This is a genomic window from Natrarchaeobaculum aegyptiacum, assembly GCF_002156705.1.
Lineage (GTDB): Archaea > Halobacteriota > Halobacteria > Halobacteriales > Natrialbaceae > Natrarchaeobaculum > Natrarchaeobaculum aegyptiacum.
This window is the reverse complement of the sequence record NZ_CP019893.1, coordinates 3,848,816-3,866,224: the sequence shown is the minus strand read 5'-3', so window position 1 is coordinate 3,866,224 and position 17,409 is coordinate 3,848,816. Positions and strand designations below refer to the sequence as shown.

Sequence of the window (17,409 nt, the reverse complement as noted above, 5' to 3'; positions counted from 1 at the left end):
GCGCTTGTACCACTGTTTCGAATCGTTCACGCCGCTTCGAACACCCCATTGCGGGCGAAGTCGATCGTTACGATCGGCTTCGAGCCACGTCCGGTCGTCGATCGGATAGTTAGGCTGAAGGCGACCCGGTCCTGACCGTTTCACGATGGACCGGACGCCAGGTGAGCGGGTCGTTACAGGCGATTCGTCCCCGGTCACCGACACGGGGAAGGCACTCGTCGGCCGCAGCCAGCGGTTCGAACTGGACGATCGCGTCCCCGTCTCAATTTCCGTTTCCGTACCCGTGACCGCCCCTACCGGCACTGACTCCTCACGTGACCCCGCCGACTCGTGCGAGCGGCGCGTGCGATCGTTCCCGATCCAGTGGGCCGACTCGACCGGGCTCGAGATCGCTGGCTACGGTGTCGCTGCCCGGATCACCGCCGACGGGCCCGACCGATTCGATCGGGTCCGACACCAGGCGGGTGAGTTGTTCGACCGCCTCGAGTACGACGGGCCGGCGACCGCTCGTCCCCGGGTGTTCGGCGGCTTCGCGTTTCACGACGACCGCACGTCGGACCCGACCTGGGAGGGGTTCGACTCGGCCGCGTTCGTTCTCCCTGCGGTACAGGTCGTCCGAACCGGTGAGGACGAGAACTGGGTGACCGTGCTCGCATCCGACGATGAAGCCGCAGTCGACCGGCTCGAGCGATGGGCCGAGTGGTTACAGACGGCTCCCGAGGACGCACCGACGTCGTCGGCAGATCACGGCCCCGGCGTCGAGGACACGTCGCGGACGACGACCCCGGCGGAATGGACCGCCCAGCTCGAGGCAGCACTCGAGCGCATCGACGACGGCGACCTCCGAAAGGTCGTCCTCGCCCAGGCGTTGACCGCGACGCTCGAGCAGTCACTCGACCTCGGTCAGACCCTCGAGCGACTCCGCAGCGCGTACCCGACCTGTTATCGCTTCGCGATCGGTGGCGAGAGAGAGTCGGGAACGTTCTTCGGCGCACCACCGGAACGGCTCGTCTTCAAGCGCGGCGAGACCGTCGAAACGGAAGCACTCGCGGGCTCTGGCCCGCGTGGCGAGACGCCCGCCGAAGACGAACGGCACGCCGACCGGATGCTCGCCGACGACAAACTCCGCCGCGAACACGACCTCGTGGTCGAGGCGATCTGCGGCCAGCTCGAGCCGTTCGTCGACTCGCTGTCGATCGACGACCGACGGGTGCGAAGGCTGGCGAACATCCAGCACCTCCGGACGCCGATTTCGGGAACGCTCACCGAGGATCGACACGTCCTCGAACTCGCCGAAGCGTTACACCCCACACCCGCCGTCGGCGGCGTCCCGCCGGACCTCGCCTGGGAGACGATTCGGGATACCGAGTCGTTCGACCGCGGCTGGTACGCCGGCCCCGTCGGCTGGTTCGACGGAGACGGTGACGGCGAGTTCGCGGTCGGACTGCGATCCGGCGTCGCCTCGGACGATCAGGTGACGCTGTTCGCCGGCAACGGAATCGTCGCCGACAGCGACCCCGAAGCGGAGTGGGAGGAAGTCCAGCTGAAGTTCCGACCGATTCTCGAGGCACTACGATGACGGCACCGAATCGCGCGACCCTCTGGGGGCGGACGCTCGTCGACGAACTGGCGGAAGGCGGTCTCGAGGCCGTCTGTCTCGCGCCGGGGAGCCGGTCGACGCCGTTGACGGTCGCTTTCGCGGAGCATCCAGCCGTTCGGATCTTTTCGCACCTCGACGAGCGCTCGGCGGCATTTTTCGCACTGGGACGTGCCCGCCGGACCGGCGAGCCGACGGCACTCGTCTGTACCTCCGGGACCGCTGCAGCGAACTTTCACCCGGCCGTCATGGAGGCCGACCGCGCTCGCATCCCGCTGCTCGTGCTGACGGCCGATCGGCCGCACGAACTTCGCGACAGCGGCGCGAACCAGACCGCAGACCAGGTCAAACTCTACGGCGACGCCGTCCGCTGGTACGCGGAACTTCCCGATCCGGAAGCCGACGAGCGGAAGGTTCGAAGTTTGCGAACGACGGCCGCCCGTGCCCTCGCTGAAACCACCGGTATCGAACCGGGGCCGGTCCACCTCAACTGCCCGTTTCGCAAGCCCCTCGAGCCGACCGAGACGCCGGGTGCGGTGCCCGAGTCGTTCGGCGAGACGCTCGCCGGTCGAGGCCGGGACGGGCCGTTCGTCGAAATCGAGTCGGGAGCGACGGTTCCACGAGACGAGCAACTCGAGGGTCTCCTCCAAGGCCTCGAGTCTGGGGACCGCCCGCTGATCGTCGCCGGGCCCGCAGACCCCGCCCAGTTGCAGGCACTCGAACCGGCGGACGTTCTGACCGTCGCCGATCACGTCGGTGCGCCCGTCTTCGCCGATCCGCTCTCGGGGCTGCGATTTGGCCCACACATCGAGGGGAGCGGCGGTTCGCTCGTCTGCGGTGGTTACGACGGCTACGTCGACGCGATTCCCGATCCCGACGTCGTCCTCCGGTTCGGCGCGTCGCCGACCTCGAAACCGTTGCGACACGCCCTTCGGGACGCAGACGCTCACCAGTTCCTGATCGATCGGGCCGGTACGTGGCGAGAGGCGACGTTCACCGCGACCGACTTGCTCGCCGCCGCTCCGGGCCCGACGTTTGCCGCGTTGGCCGACCGACTGGATAGCCAGCCTTCGGCGACCGAAGACGGTCGCTCGAACGACTGGCTCGCCGCTGTCGACCGGGCAGAGCGAACTCACTGGTCGATTCGTGACCGCGCGTGCGAGGCGTCGGCGCTCGCCGATCAGCCGTTCGAGGGCGCGATCGTCGCCACTGCTCTCGAATCCGCGCCCGATCCGGCGACCGTCTTCGTCTCGAACAGCATGCCGATCCGCGACGCAGACCGCTTTGGCGCTCCTCGAGTGGCCGACCTGACCGTCCTTGCGAACCGCGGCGTGAGTGGCATCGACGGTATCACGAGTACGGCACTGGGCGCGGGCAGCGCGGCCGACGATTCGGTGGTCCTCGTCACCGGCGACCTCGCGTTCTACCACGATTCGAACGGCCTGCTCGCGATCGACCGCTGTGACGTCGATGCGACGATCGTCCTCCTCGACAACGACGGCGGCGGGATCTTTCACAGGCTTCCTATCGAGTCGTTCGATCCACCCTTCACCGAGCAGTTCAAGACACCCCACGGCCTCGAGTTCGAGGCGCTCGCCGACTGTTACGGCCTCGCGTTCGAGTCCGTGGCTCCCGAGGACTTCGAATCCGCATACGAACGCTCGCTCGAACGTCCGGGCACGGAGATCCTTCGCGTCGCGTTCGATTCGGAACCGAGTCACCGACGGCGAGAGGCCCTCGCCGAACGGGTTTACGGCACACTCGAGGACGACGGCGTCTGAGGCGGATGAGAGTCGACGGATGGCGGTCGGTGGCTCGTGGCCGACGGGTACTGGTGGCCGGTGGCGGTCAGGGTTGCAGCGCCCACCAGAGCCCGAGTGCGTAGCCGAAGGGTACCCACGCGAACCCGAGCGCGGTGAGACCGACGATCGAGAACAGCGAGACGGCGTCGATCACAGCCAGGCCGATCGGGAACAGGAGGCTCCAGGAGCCAAAGAGCACGGCCGAGAGACGCGGCCAGGTGAGGAGGTAGCCGACGATTGCGATCGTACAGGCCGCAAGGATTACGTTGACAGCCAGCGGCGCGGCCGGCAGCACGCTCGTGGCGACGAACGCCGGATACAGTAGCCAGAGACAGCCGACCGTTACCGCCGTCGAGTGGGTAACCTCCCGGCCGGTCCACTCGAAGTCGATCTGGCCATCCCAGTCGTGGACGGCGTACCGAAAGCTCGAGGAAGTGGTCTGCTGCGTTGAGTCGACCGCGCCGCCACTCGAGGCGCTCGCGGACGGTCCCATACCACCACTCGAGCCATCGGCCGTGGAACCGGATGCGGTGGCCGCTCGAGTCCGCGCACGTTTCGCGCTCGATCCGCGGTACGTTCCGCCAGTCGCGTTCGTGCGTCCAGAACTGGTGGTTCGACTGGTCGTCCCTCCACTCCAGGACGCGCTGGTCCTGGCGCTCGAGTCGTCGGTCGACCGGGAGGTCGTGGATGCTCTGGAGGTAGTGTGGGCGTCGGTTCCAGACCGGGAATTTCCGTCGTGTTCGTCGCCCGTGGCGTGTTCGGCGAGGCGGACGTAAGCGTCGTGGCCGAGTCGGTCGTAGCGGGCGCGTTCGTCGCCATCGGTCAGGACGTCTTTCGCACGTGAGACGCGCTGGAACTGCTCGCTGGCGTCGGGTGCGTCGTTGTGGTCTGGATGGGTTTCGAGGACCCGTTCGCGGTAGGCAGACTCGATCTCGTCCCGGCTGGCTTCCGGATCGATCTCGAGTACGTCGTAGTACGTCTCACCCATCGGGTGCCTCTGCTACGTCGGCGATCGTGATAATTTATCTGGTTGACTGGTCCTGAGAGAACGTTGGGTCCGGCCCATATACAACTGATAAACTATACCGTGCTATACAGAACTCGAGTATCGTCGTGTCAGATGTGCTACTCGGATACGGGCCGTGAACGGCAACTGGAACGATTGCGATCCCCGGGACGAGAACCTATTTCACGACCGGGCGGCCACACTCGAGCAATGGTATCGGAACTGTTCGACGAGGCGAAGTGGGAACCGGTCGAACCGTTACACGACGAATTTCAGGACCTCACGTATCACCGTTCGATCGACTCGGGGACGGTCCGAATCGCGTTCGATCGGCCCGCGGTGCGCAACGCGTTCAGGCCGGGAACCGTCGACGAACTGTACGATGCGCTCGATCACGCAAAGCGCCAGACAGACGTCGGTTGCGTCCTGCTGACGGGTAACGGGCCGTCGCCGAAGGACGGTGGCTGGGCGTTCTGTTCGGGTGGTGACCAGACCATCCGGGGTGACGACGGGTATCAATACGAAGGCGACGAAGACCGGGCGTCCGAACAGGGTCGGCTGCACATCCTCGAGGTTCAGCGTCTCATCCGCCACATCCCGAAGGTCGTCGTCTGCGTCGTGCCGGGGTGGGCCGCCGGCGGCGGTCACTCCCTGCACGTCGTCTGTGACATGACGCTGGCGAGTGAGGAACACGCGAAGTTCCTCCAGACCGATCCCGACGTGGCGAGCTACGACGCTGGCTTCGGTTCCGCGTACCTCGCGAAGCAGATCGGCCAGAAGAAGGCGCGCGAAGTGTTCTTCCTCGGGAAGACCTACTCGGCCGAGGAAGCTGCCGAGATGGGAATGGTCAACGAGGTCGTCCCCCACGAGGAACTCGAGGAGACGGCCCTCGAGTGGGGCGAACGGATCAACCAGAAGAGTCCGACGGCGATGCGGATGCTCAAGTACGCGTTCAACATGACCGACGACGGGATGATCGGCCAGCAGGTGTTCGCCGGTGAGGCAACTCGACTGGGGTACATGACCGACGAGGCGAAGGAGGGCCGGGACGCCTTCGTCGAGGGCCGCGATCCCGAGTTCGACGACTACCCCTGGCACTACTAGATCCAGGTCGGAAGTGACCTCCTCCTCGCCGTAAACGGAGAGGGATCGAAGATCCCTCAGGCAGTCGGGCATAGCCCGACGACGGCGAGGCATCCCACGGTACCGCACCGCTGAGTTGGGATATTTGCTGGTTGACGTCCTATCGAGATGACAGGCCGATGGCGTTCACGAGAACGGAGGTCTCGCACAGCCCATCAGAAATCTTTGATTTCTGAGGACGGGGCCACACCGCCGTTGCTCCTATCCCGGCAGGGGACTCGGAGTTATCTTCTGACCGAGACCCCACAGGGTTCGAGAGGGTATCTCGAACGTTCCGGGCCTCGGAGTCCCGATATTCTGCATTTGAGTGGGCGGTGTGACCGTCTCGGTGTATGTCAACCTAAATACAATTCCACTCAAACATCCGTATTGCTGCTGAACGAGGGTGTGTCGACGTTGTCGGATTCACGTCCGTCGTAACCGACGGGGATTTTCTCCTCGTAGAAAGATAGAATAATTACTTTGATGACAAATTCGGCGCGGCGGCGGTCGTTCCTCGGCGCTGTTTTCGGTGGTGGGATCGCGACCGTCGCTGGTTGCCTCGAGAACGAGAATGCGGACGATGATGCCGGTACCGACGACGAGTGGCCCACGGGAGGTTCGGACGATTCCGGTTCGACTGCTGGCGACGCTCGAGACGACGGAAGCGACGGGTTCGGTGACGGGATGGGAACCGGGACGATGCGGGTGGCACCGAACGTCAAGGCGATGAGGGAAGTCTGGATGGCGACGAGGCGACCACCTACGATGTCGACGACACCATCTCGATGACGGTCGAACTCGACGACGAGGAGAAACAGGCCGTCGCGTCCGGTGACGTCGAAACCGTCAGCGACGGAATTGCACACATATCGCGAGGGCGAACGGCTTCACACCTCGACGCTCGGCTCGGACCTCGCCGAACAGGTTCGACAGGGCGAGTTCGAGGGAACGCTCAATAGCTCGTTCGGGAACGAAGAGCAGGCCGAACAGCACGTGGAGGACCTCACCGGCGAGTGACAATCTGGCGGATTCGACCGACTCGAGTCTCTCGGTCCCCTGTGTCTCGGCCGAACAGACCCCACTCTCCGGCGTCAGAGATGACAGTAGAATTTGTCGGGCAAAGAAAACCATTTGACTGCCACGGACCCAGCTACTGACAGTGACGCGTTTCGACCGTTCGTCCCTGTCTCGTCGTGAGTACGCACGCGCACTCGTCGCTGCCGGTGGCCTGAGTGCCCTCGCAGCGTGTCTCGAGACGAGCGACGGCGAGCCGGACGTGCCGTCGGGAACCGACGATCCAGACGCCCTGCCGGAGCGCCAGCACGCCTGGAACGATACGGTCGCGACCGACGACGACGGGAACGTGGCGCTGCCGGAACACCACGTTCTGGTCCCCATCGAGCTGACGACCGTCGTCGACGACGACGCCCGCGAGACGGTCGAGACGGCGTTTCGAACGCTCGAACGGGCCTACGAGTGGAGCAACGAGGGGCTCGTGTTCACGGTCGGTTACACGCCATCGTACTTCGACCGGTTCGACGAGTCCCTTCCCGACACCGTCGACCTGCCGGCCCCCGAGGCGCTCACATCCGGCGAGTCGCCCGATTTCGACGCCTACGACGCGCTGATCCACCTCGCGAGCGACCGGCCGTCGGTCGTCCTCGAGGCCGAAGAGGCCCTCTTCGGCGAGCGCGAACAGGTGAACGGCGTCGACCTCGAGGTGGACCTTACCGACGTCTTCGCCCGTGTCGACGAGCAGCGCCGGACGGGATTCGTCGGTGCGGGACTACCCGCCGACTACGCCGACCTCGACGGCGTTCCCGACAGCGTTCCCGAGGAGGCACCGTTTTTCATGGGCTTTCGAGCGGGGTTTACCGACAGTCAGGCGACCGAGGACCGGGTGACTATCGAGGACGGCTCCTTCGCCGGGGGGACGACCCAGCACGTCGAGTCGATGGCGATCAACCTCACCCAGTGGTTCGACCAGGAGAACCACTACCAGCGGGTCTCGAAGCTGTTCAGCCCAGCGCACGCGGCTGACGATCTGGTCGGTGGCGTCGGCGAGGAACTGGGTGGTTCGAGTCTCGTCACCGACGAGGTGATCGCGTCGACGGCCGACGACGCGCGCGACCGGGGCGTCGTCGGGCACGCCCAGAAGGCCGCTCGAGCGCGCGAGGACGGCGATCCGTTGCTCTTGCGGCGGGACTTCAACACGGTCGACGGCGATCGACCCGGGTTGCACTTCCTCTCGCTGCAGCGAGCGGTCGACGAGTTCGTTCGCGTTCGTGAGGCGATGAACGGCGAGGACCTCGACGTCTCGATGGCCAACAACGGGATTCGCCACTACATCTTCGTCGAGCGCCGGGGGAACTACCTCGTCCCGCCGCGTTCGTTGCGGGCACTTCCGGTGGCGGATCCGGGGTAAGCGGACGATCTACCCCACCGAAACGGTGGCCAAACGGGGGACCGAACGACGTGAGAGTGACACAAAGACGGACAACGCACGACAATGCAAGACGATACGATCGATCGACGGACGTTCATCGGGCGAACAGCGGCGGGAACGGCGGCGATGCTCGCGCTCGCGGGCTGTGCCGATTCGGGAGAGACGGACGACGGAACCGATCCCGGCGACACCGACACCGGGACCGAAGACGATATCGAGGCGGTTCCGGACTTCGTCGAGGTCGAGGATCCACCGGACGCGGTGTACGTCCCGACACACATGGAGTCGATGCGGATGCTCGAGCCCATCGAGGCTGGCGACGTCGCACTGGCGCCGATGCTCTCGTACCCGCATCCGTTCTGGATCGTCGCGGGTACCGACGAGCAATCGGTCCAGCGCGAAGACCCGGAAGAGGGCCGCGGCGTCCATCTCATGTTCACCCTCTGGGATCGCGAAACTGGCGTCGTCCTCCCGGTCGACGACGGCGCAGAGATTCGCCTCGAGCGCGACGGCGACCCAGTCGGGACGCCGCTGTCGCCGTGGACGATGATCTCACAGGAGATGGGCTTTCACTTCGGCGATAACGTCGCACTGCCCGAAGACGGCACGTATACTGTCGAGGTGACGCTCCCGCCGCTGTCGACGCGGACGACCGGCGACCTCGAGGATCGATTCCAGGAGCCCGAGACAGCGAGCTTCGAGTTCGTCTACGACGACGAGTTCCGCCACGAGGTCGTCGGCGGGGTAGAGTGGCTTGACGAGGCAGACTGGGGTCGACAGGGGGCGTTGCCACCGATGGACCACGGTGGATACGACGATCATCACGAGGGCCACCACGACGATCATCACGAGGGCCACCACGACGATCATCACGAGGGCCACCACGACGATCATCACGAGGGCCACCACGACGATCATCACGAGGGCCACCACGACGTCCCCTACTCCGCGCTCCCGGACGTCGACGAGTACCCCGGGACCCTCCTGCTCGAGGCGGACGACGGTGATTCGGGCGTGCCGGAATCGACCTACGACCTGCCGAGCAGCGGAGACGCACGCTTCCTCGTGACCGTCCTCGAGTCCGGTCACCGGCTGGCTGGCGGTGACGACGAGGAGTACCTGCTGGTGTCGCCCCGGACGCCGTACAACCGGGTCCCGCTCGCGGACATGTCCCTCGACGTGATCGTCGAACGAGACGGCGAGGAGATAGCCGAAACCGCGCTCGAGCAGACGCTCGACGGGACGTACGACCACCACTACGGGGCGACGGTGCCCTCGACCGAGGCGGGCGACTCGGTCGAGATCGTCGTTCGGTCCCCGCCGCAGGTGGCGCGTCACCAGGGCTACGAGACGGCGTTCCTCGAGATGCCGTCGGTCGAACTGGTCGTGCCGGAGGGTGGCTGATGCAGGCGAACAGCCACTCGAGGCGAACGCGTCTCCTGCTCGTAGCGCTCGTCGTTCTCGGCTGTGCCCTCGCGGTATTCGTCGCCGTTCCGGGAGCGGTGATCGCCGGCGACGGGACGTCCCTGCTCGAGTTCGAGGAATCCGAACACGCGGTCGACTCGGGCGAGACGATCACGCTCGAGGTCGTCGCCTACGACCACGGCGACTCGAGCGGTGACGGTCTGGCGTCGCTCTCGTTCGACGTCGACTACGACCCGGACGTCCTGATCGCGTCAGAGGTCGAACACGAGTCGATGCTCGGGGATGATGACGACGTCGAACTCGTGACCGACGCCGAGATCGACGAGGACGAGGGGCGGGTGACCGTCGAACAGGAGCGCGACCCAGTTGGCGACGGCGGGACCGGATACGAGGCCGCCGCGACGATCACGTTCGACGTACCGGACGACGTGGGTTCGACCTCGACCACGGTCGACCTCACTAATGCACAGGCGTATCGGCCGAGCGACTGGCCGGTGTATCCGATCAGCCGTGACGCGACGATCCACGTCGACGGCGGCGCCGAGGACGAACTGGACGACGCGGACGACGACGGAGGGCCCCAGGGCGTGACGTTCGCGGACGACCTCGAGGGGGACGACGAGTCCGGATCTGGATCGGAAGCGGACCAGGTAACCGACGACGATACTGACGACGCCACACCACCGGCGGACGGCGGATCGGGTGACGAGTCCGCGTCTGACGATGACGGTGAGACCGCCTCGAGCGACGAGTCGGCCACCGACGCGGTGCCTGGATTCGCCGCGTTCGGGGCCGCCACCGGTGTCGTCGGCGCACTCGCGATGTGGCTGCGTGGCCGCCGTCCGTAGCCTGTACTGGACGGGCGAATGCGGCGACCGCTGGTGAGAATGCCAACGTTTTCACCCTCTCGAGTGTGACAGAGTAGGCAATGAGTACGGCCGAGGACGAGATCTCGCGGACGAAGGCGTGGGTGATGGCCGCGCGTCCCCAGACGATGCCTGCGGCCGCAGCGCCGGTCATCGTCGGGACGGGACTCGCGGTCCACGAGGGGCTCTTCGCGCCGCTGCCGGCGCTGATGGCGCTGGTCGGTGCGGCGCTGATCCAGATCGGCACCAACTTCGCGAACGATTACTACGACGCGGTCAAGGGCGCGGATACGGACGACCGGGACGGCTTCACGCGCGTTACCCAGTCCGGGCTGATCCCGCCGGAACAGGTCAAACTCGCGACGATCGTCACGTTCGCACTGGCGATCCTCTCTGGCACCTATCTCGTCTACGTCGGCGGGCTTCCGATCCTCGTAATCGGCCTCGTCAGCGTCCTCTGTGGATGGGCCTACACCGGGGGTCCGTACCCGCTCGGCTACCACGGCCTCGGCGATCTGTTCGTGTTCGTCTTCTTCGGCGTCGTCGCGGTCGTCGGCACCTTCTACGTGCAGGCAGCGGCTGTCGCCCCCGTCGGCCCGCTGCCGACGACGATCCCCGAGGGAACCGTCACGCGCGAGGCGTTCCTCGCCAGCCTCCCCATCGCGGGCATCTCGACGGCCATCCTCGTCGTCAACAACGTCCGCGACCGCGAGACCGACGCCGCCGCTGGTAAACGAACGCTCGCAGTTCGGCTCGGCTACCGCCTGAGCCGTCTCGAGTACCTCGCAATGGTCGGGCTGGCCTACGTGATCCCCCTGTGGTTCTGGCTCGTCGAAGGGTTCGGACCCGGCGTTCTGGCTCCGCTCGTGACGCTACCGTACGCGGCCGTCGTCGCCCGGACCGTCTGTACCCGAACCGACGGCGAGGCGCTCAATCCGGCACTCGAGGGCACCGGCAAACTGCTCGCGCTGTACGCACTCCTGTTCGCCGGGGGCCTGGTGATCGTATGAGCGACGACACCCGACTTCGACTCGAGCACAGATCGTTCTCGCTCCCGCTCGAGCGCCCGCTCGAGACGGCGAGTGGGTCGATCGAGCACCGTGACGGGTTCCTCGTACGCGTGTTCGACGAGAACGCGGCCGAGAGCAACCGTGGTGAGGTTTCCGCTGATTCGGAGCGGGTGATCGGCTACGGCGAGGCGACCCCGCTGGCCGGCTTCACGGAATCGCGTGCCGACTGTGAGGCCGCACTCGAGCGGGCGAGCGATGCCCTTCCGCCCAGCGGGCCCGAGGCCGCACTCGAGGAAGTCGACCAGCAGCCGGCCGCCAGACACGCGGTGACGCTCGCGCTCGCCGACTGGCACGCAAGCACGTCTGCGACGCCGCTGTATCGCTATCTCGGCCGGGGACCGATGGTGGCCCGGATTCCCGTCAACGCGACGGTCGGTGACGCGGACCCGGCGACGACCGCTGCTGACGCACGTACCGCGGCCGACCGCGGGTTCGAGACCTGCAAGGTGAAAGTCGGTGCGCGATCGATCGAGGCCGACGTCGAACGCTTGCGCCAGGTTCGCGACGCCGTCGGTCCGAACGTCGAACTGCGGGTCGACGCAAACGGTGCGTGGACCTACGACGAGGCCCTGCGCGCGATCGAGGCGTTCGCCGATCTCGATGTCGCACTCGTCGAACAGCCCCTCCCCCCGGGTGCACTCGAGGGTCACGCGGCTTTGCGCGGCCACGGGGTCGGGATCGCCCTCGACGAGGGGCTCCTCGAGCACGATCTCGACGACGTCTGTACCGCGGGTGCAGCCGACGCGATCGTGTTGAAGCCGATGGCCCTCGGCGGAATCGACGTCGCCCGCCGGATGGCCGCCTGGGTGAGCGAACTCGGGATCGAGGCGATCGTGACGACGACGATCGACGGCGTCGTTGCCCGGACGGGGGCCGTCCACCTCGCGGCTGCGATCCCGAACGTTGCGCCCAGTGGGCTGGCGACGGCCGACCGACTCGCGGCGGATCTCGCTCGCGATCCCGTCTTGCTCGAGAAGGGGGCCGCAGTCGTCCCGCAGACCAAGGGACTCGGCGTCACGGGGGTGTGGGAAGACGCATGACCGGCGTTCGCGAGTGGCCCTCGAGTGACGTCCTCGCCCACCGCGCGGAGACGACGCCGGACGCGACGGCGGTCGTCGACGCCGATCACGACTGCTCGTGGACCTTCGCCGGATTCGATCGGCGGGTCGACGTCGTCGCCGCGTCGCTCGCGAGCCACGTCGAGGCGGGTGACCGACTCGGCCTCCTGCTCGATACCGGCATCGCGTTCGCCGAGGTGTACTTCGCCGCGACGCGTCTCGGCGTGGAACTCGTCCCGTTGCACGTCCGAGAGACCGCTCCAGAACTCGCCTCGAAGGCCGAACGAACGGATCTCGACGCGCTCGTCTGTGAGGAAGCGACCGAGGCCACAGCCCTCGAGATCGTCGACGGCCCCGTGCTATCGGTAGCCGATCCCGACCGGGCGGAGGTTCACGAACTCGAGGTGCCGGCACTCGAGAGGCCGGTGGAACCGGCGGCCGGGGAGGTTCCCGCCAACCCTGCCGATCCCGACGCCACTCACCTCGTCCTGTTCACGTCGGGCACTTCCGGCGAGCCGAAAGCCGTTCGGTTGACCGTCGGCAACCTGCTGGCGAGCGCGACCGCCTCGGCGTTTCGCCTGGGTGTCGATCACGCGGATCGCTGGCTCTGCTGTCTCCCGATGTACCACATGGGCGGGCTCGCACCGCTCGTCCGCTCGACGCTGTACGGGACGACCGTCGTGATCCAGCGAACGTTCGACCCCGACGCGACCGCTCGCGTCTTCGAGGCCTACGACGTCACCGGCGTCTCGCTCGTCCCGACGATGTGCAAACGGCTACTCGAGTCGGGCTGGCAACCGCCCGAATCGCTACGGTTCGTCCTCCTCGGGGGCGCACCCGCGTCCGCGGAGTTACTCGAGCGCTGTCACGCGGCCGACGTTCCGGTCTACCCGACCTACGGAATGACCGAAACCGCCTCACAGATCGCGACGGCGACGCCCGCGGAGGCGCTCGAGTACGGTGGCACGGTCGGCCAGCCACTCGTCGTCACCGACGTGACGGTCGTCGACGACGACGGTGGCCCCGTCGAGACGGGTGAAATCGGCGAGTTCGTCGTCTCGGGTCCGACCGTGAGTCCCGGATACCTCGACCCAGACCACACCGACGCGGCGTTCACCGAACACGGACTGCGGACCGGCGACGTCGGCCGCCGGGACGACGACGGCAGGCTCTGGGTCCTCAATCGACGGAGTGACCGCATCCTCACCGGTGGCGAGAACGTCGATCCCGGGGAAGTCGTCGACGTCCTTCGATCACACCCGGACGTCGAGGACGCAGCCGTCGTCGGCCTTCCAGACGAGGAGTGGGGGGAGCGCGTTGGTTCGCTTCTCGTCCCCATGCGGGGCCGCTCCCGCGGTGACAGGGCCGGCGTCGTCGGCGACCTCTCGATGGACGCCCACCTCGACTTCGGCTCCGTACTCGAGCACTGCGACGATCGACTGGCCGGGTTCAAACGTCCGAAGACGATCGCTGTCATCGACGCGCTCCCGCGAACGGCCTCGGGAACGGTCGACCGACAGGCCGTCCGCGACCGACTGCTCGAGGACGGAGTCGACGTGACGGCGCGTCGGTGAGACGTCGGCGCTCGCGTACCGTTCATTCGCGATCCCCTTTCTGGTCGATCTGCTGGTGACGTCACTACTGCCGGGCGGTGATTCCAGCCCGTCGGGTATCGTCGTCCGTTCGACTCCGCATCCTCGCGGGCGAACCGTATCGGAACCGGTCACCGGTGGAGACTCTTAAGACGCTCGCGTGCGAGGCTTCGCCTGTGTGTACCCTGACGCTCGCCTGGCAAGTCTTCGAGGACGCACCGGTCGTCGTCGCCGCGAACCGTGACGAGTCACTCGAGCGCGACTCCGCCCCACCGGCTGTCCGTGGTGACGATCCGACGGTCGTCGCACCCAGAGACGGCGAGGCGGGTGGAACCTGGATCGGCGCCAACGAACACGGCCTCTTCGCCGGTATCACGAACAAGTGGAACGACGCCGATCTCGCTGGCGAGCGATCCCGTGGCCTGCTGGTTGCCGATACCCTCGAGGCCGAGTCGGTCGAAGACGCTGCCGGCCTCGTCGAGGAATCGACGGCAGCTATCGAGTACGAGGGTTTCTATCTCGTGCTGGCCGACGCCGACTGCGCCGTCTGTTACTGCTGGAACGGCGACCTCGAGCGGATCGACTTCGACCCCGGGGTTCACGTCGTCGTCAACGCCGCCGTCGACGACCACGTCGATCCCCCGGCGGAACGCTCTGTGGCCGCTCGCGAACAGGCCGAAAACGGTCGACAGGTACGAGCCGAACTCGAACCTGAACCCGGCGAGTCCCACGAGCAGTGGCTCGATCGGGCCGCGGTAGTCCTCGGTGACCACGACTACGGCGTCTGCCTCCACCGGAACGGCTTCGGCACCCGATCGTCATCTCTGCTCGCGGTCGGCGACGACCTCGAGTACCGGTTCGCGGCCGGGCCGCCCTGCCGGACGACGTTCGAGCCGATCGACTGCGGTCCGCTCGGTCGGGCCGGTTGTGTCGGAGGAGACGGACGTTGCGGCGAGCGTGCGGGCGAAGGCCACATTTAAGCGGCTTCCGCTCGGTCGTGTAGGTATGAACGGACGCCTGTCTACCGCGTCGGTCCTGGACCTCGAGACGGCAACGGGGACGGTCGCTGAGACCGTACCAGTGGGGTGGTCCCAGTGAGCGTCTCGACGCTCGAAGCCGAACTCTCGGAGGACGAACGCGCCGGTCTCGAGCTGGTCCGGGAGTCCGGTGGTATCCACCAGAGCGACTTCTGGAAGGAACTCGACGTCTCCTCGCGCAAGGGAAGCCGAATCGTCGAATCGCTCGTCGAGAAGGAACTCGTCGACCGCGAGGAGGCCGTCTACGACGGACACAACACCTACTACATCACGCCGACGGCTCGCGACCTGGACTTCACGCTGTTGATGGCCGGCGACATGCTCTCGCCATTTATCGGCGAAGAGGAAGTCGACCCGAACAGTGACGCATTCTCACAGTGGATCATGAACCTCGCCTACGAGGAATAAGGCGACCTCGAGAGCGACTCGAGCGGTCTGCAAACTGTTTTTCGGTACCGAACGCGAGACGGCGAGCACCGTTGTGGTCACCGCTCACCGATCACGGGTCGGCGTCAGTGACGAGGACGAACGGGTCCCGGCGGTGGTTGCGGTCGGCAGCTGCGACTGTTCCGGGAACAGACTTCGAGTCGGCTCCTCTCGACCGAAAACTGGGGACCGTCGCAGCGTCGACGACGGCCTCGAGGACGCGGTGGTGGACGGCTCGAGCGGCCCGTCGTTCGTCGAGGCGGAGGTGGTGTTCGTCCCGAACGTCGTCCCAGAAGCCGGGCTCGAGGAGCCACATCGACTCGTGGCTCGAGCGGTAGACGACCTCGCCGCGGTCGGCCAGCCGTTCCGGGGTTCGCTCACGGCCGGTAACCTGTGCTCTGGCGAGGACGGCGACGAGCTGGGGTTTCGAGACGGGCGCGTAGAGGGCGACGTCGTCGATCGCCTCCCCGAAGTACGACTCGACGAGGTCACACTGGCTGGCGAAGTCGTCGAACGGAATCTCTGTCTCTCCAGTTCGGATCATCGAATCCCCGGATTGCGGGTTACGCTACGTGTGTGCTACAGTAGCAAGTAAGTATCGCTCGGGAAACCACCGGAGGACAAAGCGGTAGGCCGCTCAGGCCAGCGCGCTGGCGGCACGAACGATCGTGCGTTCGCCGAACGCCGGTCCGACGAGCTGGAGGCCGACGGGGAGGCCGTCGGTCTCGCCGGCCGGGACGGAGATCGCCGGCAGGTCCGCGAGGTTCACGGGCACGGTGTTCGCGTCTGCGAGATACATCTGGAGCGGGTCGTCGAGGCTTTCGCCGAGTTCGAACGGCGGGATCGGCATCGTCGGCGACGCGAGGACGTCGGCCTCGGTGAGTGCCTCGTCGAAGTCCTGCTTGACCCAGGCGCGGGCGTCCTGTGCCTTCTTGTAGTACTTGTCGTGGTAGCCGGCCGAGAGCGCGTAGGTGCCGAGCAGGATGCGGCGTTTGACCTCGTCGCCGAAGCCCTCCTTGCGGGCCTGTGCGAAGGTCTCGTTCCAGTTGCCGTCGAAACCACCGGAGTGGCCGTAGCGCACGCCGTCGAATCGCGCGAGGTTCGAGGAGGCTTCCGACATCGCGATCACGTAGTAGGCCTCGACGGCGTGTTCGACCGACGGCAGCGAGACCTCGTGGTAGCTCGCGCCCTCGTCCTCGAGAGCGGCGATGGCGTCCCAGAAGGTCTCGACGACGCCCTCGTCGGCCCCATCGAGGAGTTCGGTGGGGACACCAATCTCGAGGCCGTCGACGTCGCCGGTGGCGGCGTCGGCGTAGTTCGGTTCGTCGTCTTCGCCCTGCGCCTCTCGGGCGCCGCCCGCTCGACCGTCCGAGCCGCGTGGCGGCTCGCGAGTCGTCGCGTCCCGGTCGTCCGCACCCGCGATCACGTCGAGCAGTGCAGCGGCGTCTTCGACGGTGTTCGCGAACGGGCCGATCTGCTCGAGACTGTTACCGTAGGCGACGAGGCCGTATCGCGAGACCAGTCCGTAGGTGGGCTTGATCCCGACGACGCCACAGAAGGCGGCCGGACAGCGGATCGAACCGCCGGTGTCGGAACCGAGTGCGAGATCGGCGTCGCCAGCGGCGACCGCGGCCGCGGAGCCCCCGGAGGAACCGCCGGGAACGTGACCGGGTGCGGCGGGATTGTCCGTCGCCCCGAAGTGGGAGGTCTCGGTCGTCGTTCCCATCCCGAACTCGTCCATGTTGGTCTTGCCGACGATGGTCGCGCCGGCCTCCTTGAGCCGGGAGACGACGGTCGCGTCGTAGGGTGGGACGTACTCGGCGAGCATCGCCGATCCGCAGGTCGTCCGGACGCCCTCGGTGGAGATGTTGTCCTTGACGGCGACGGTTCGACCGGCGAGTGGCCCCTCCTCGGCCCCTTCGATCCTCTCTTCGGTGATGAACGCGTTCTCCGACATGG

At 66.6% G+C, this 17,409-nt stretch carries 16 protein-coding genes; 13 read left to right on the top strand and 3 right to left on the bottom strand.

What is annotated here, in order from left to right; all coding sequences use genetic code 11:
- The first annotated feature begins 145 nt into the window (after positions 1-145).
- Together B1756_RS18610 and menD are read left to right on the top strand one after the other, a co-directional pair.
- The gene (locus B1756_RS18610) at positions 146-1,579 is read left to right on the top strand and encodes an isochorismate synthase (protein ID WP_086889910.1); all 1,434 of its coding nucleotides are present in this window, start codon (positions 146-148) and stop codon (positions 1,577-1,579) included.
- A complete protein-coding gene (gene menD / locus B1756_RS18605; protein ID WP_086889909.1) occupies positions 1,576-3,378 on the top strand; it encodes a 2-succinyl-5-enolpyruvyl-6-hydroxy-3-cyclohexene-1-carboxylic-acid synthase in 1,803 nt (600 codons plus the stop codon). The genes B1756_RS18610 and menD overlap by 4 nt, the downstream gene beginning before the upstream one ends.
- A 67-nt stretch (positions 3,379-3,445) precedes the next feature.
- On the opposite strand, the gene B1756_RS18600 is transcribed toward menD, so the two are convergent.
- The gene (locus B1756_RS18600) at positions 3,446-4,387 is read right to left on the bottom strand and encodes a J domain-containing protein (RefSeq protein WP_086889908.1); all 942 of its coding nucleotides are present in this window, start codon (positions 4,385-4,387) and stop codon (positions 3,446-3,448) included.
- Between the two features lie 228 nt (positions 4,388-4,615).
- Here B1756_RS18600 and B1756_RS18595 point away from each other — a divergent pair, with 228 nt between their 5' ends.
- The 11 genes from B1756_RS18595 (at position 4,616) to B1756_RS18545 (ending at position 15,432) form a co-directional block, all read left to right on the top strand.
- Positions 4,616-5,509, top strand: coding sequence for a 1,4-dihydroxy-2-naphthoyl-CoA synthase (locus B1756_RS18595; protein WP_086889907.1), 894 nt, complete (start codon positions 4,616-4,618; stop codon positions 5,507-5,509).
- Between the two features lie 504 nt (positions 5,510-6,013).
- Positions 6,014-6,319, top strand: coding sequence for a hypothetical protein (locus tag B1756_RS18590; protein WP_086889906.1), 306 nt, complete (start codon positions 6,014-6,016; stop codon positions 6,317-6,319).
- Between the two features lie 42 nt (positions 6,320-6,361).
- Positions 6,362-6,547 carry a hypothetical protein gene (locus B1756_RS18585; protein WP_086889905.1) on the top strand — a complete coding sequence of 62 codons (186 nt, stop codon included), beginning with the start codon at positions 6,362-6,364 and terminating at the stop codon, positions 6,545-6,547.
- 142 nt (positions 6,548-6,689) lie between these two features.
- Positions 6,690-7,955, top strand: coding sequence for a DUF7405 family protein (locus B1756_RS18580; RefSeq protein ID WP_086889904.1), 1,266 nt, complete (start codon positions 6,690-6,692; stop codon positions 7,953-7,955).
- 84 nt (positions 7,956-8,039) lie between these two features.
- Positions 8,040-9,380: a DUF7350 domain-containing protein gene (locus B1756_RS18575; RefSeq protein ID WP_086889903.1), complete on the top strand. Its 1,341-nt coding sequence runs from the start codon at positions 8,040-8,042 to the stop codon at positions 9,378-9,380.
- Complete coding sequence (locus B1756_RS18570) at positions 9,380-10,249, top strand: cohesin domain-containing protein (RefSeq protein WP_086889902.1); 870 nt, start codon at positions 9,380-9,382, stop codon at positions 10,247-10,249. The genes B1756_RS18575 and B1756_RS18570 overlap by 1 nt, the downstream gene beginning before the upstream one ends.
- A gap of 80 nt (positions 10,250-10,329) precedes the next feature.
- The gene (locus B1756_RS18565; protein ID WP_086889901.1) at positions 10,330-11,277 is read left to right on the top strand and encodes a 1,4-dihydroxy-2-naphthoate polyprenyltransferase; all 948 of its coding nucleotides are present in this window, start codon (positions 10,330-10,332) and stop codon (positions 11,275-11,277) included.
- Complete coding sequence (locus B1756_RS18560) at positions 11,274-12,377, top strand: mandelate racemase/muconate lactonizing enzyme family protein (RefSeq protein WP_086889900.1); 1,104 nt, start codon at positions 11,274-11,276, stop codon at positions 12,375-12,377. Before B1756_RS18565 ends, B1756_RS18560 begins: the two co-directional genes overlap by 4 nt.
- A complete protein-coding gene (locus B1756_RS18555; RefSeq protein WP_086889899.1) occupies positions 12,374-13,969 on the top strand; it encodes a class I adenylate-forming enzyme family protein in 1,596 nt (531 codons plus the stop codon). The genes B1756_RS18560 and B1756_RS18555 overlap by 4 nt, the downstream gene beginning before the upstream one ends.
- A gap of 194 nt (positions 13,970-14,163) precedes the next feature.
- The gene (locus tag B1756_RS18550; RefSeq protein ID WP_086889898.1) at positions 14,164-14,967 is read left to right on the top strand and encodes an NRDE family protein; all 804 of its coding nucleotides are present in this window, start codon (positions 14,164-14,166) and stop codon (positions 14,965-14,967) included.
- Positions 14,968-15,081: 114 nt separating this feature from the next.
- Positions 15,082-15,432 (top strand): helix-turn-helix transcriptional regulator, encoded by a 351-nt coding sequence (locus B1756_RS18545; protein WP_086889897.1) that lies wholly within the window; start codon positions 15,082-15,084, stop codon positions 15,430-15,432.
- Between the two features lie 91 nt (positions 15,433-15,523).
- On the opposite strand, the gene B1756_RS18540 is transcribed toward B1756_RS18545, so the two are convergent.
- On the bottom strand, positions 15,524-15,994 hold the full coding sequence (locus tag B1756_RS18540; RefSeq protein WP_086889896.1) for a DUF8048 family protein: 471 nt from the start codon (positions 15,992-15,994) through the stop codon (positions 15,524-15,526).
- A 93-nt stretch (positions 15,995-16,087) separates the two neighbouring features.
- Positions 16,088-17,407, bottom strand: coding sequence for an Asp-tRNA(Asn)/Glu-tRNA(Gln) amidotransferase subunit GatA (gatA, locus tag B1756_RS18535; protein WP_086889895.1), 1,320 nt, complete (start codon positions 17,405-17,407; stop codon positions 16,088-16,090).
- Positions 17,408-17,409 lie beyond the last annotated feature (2 nt).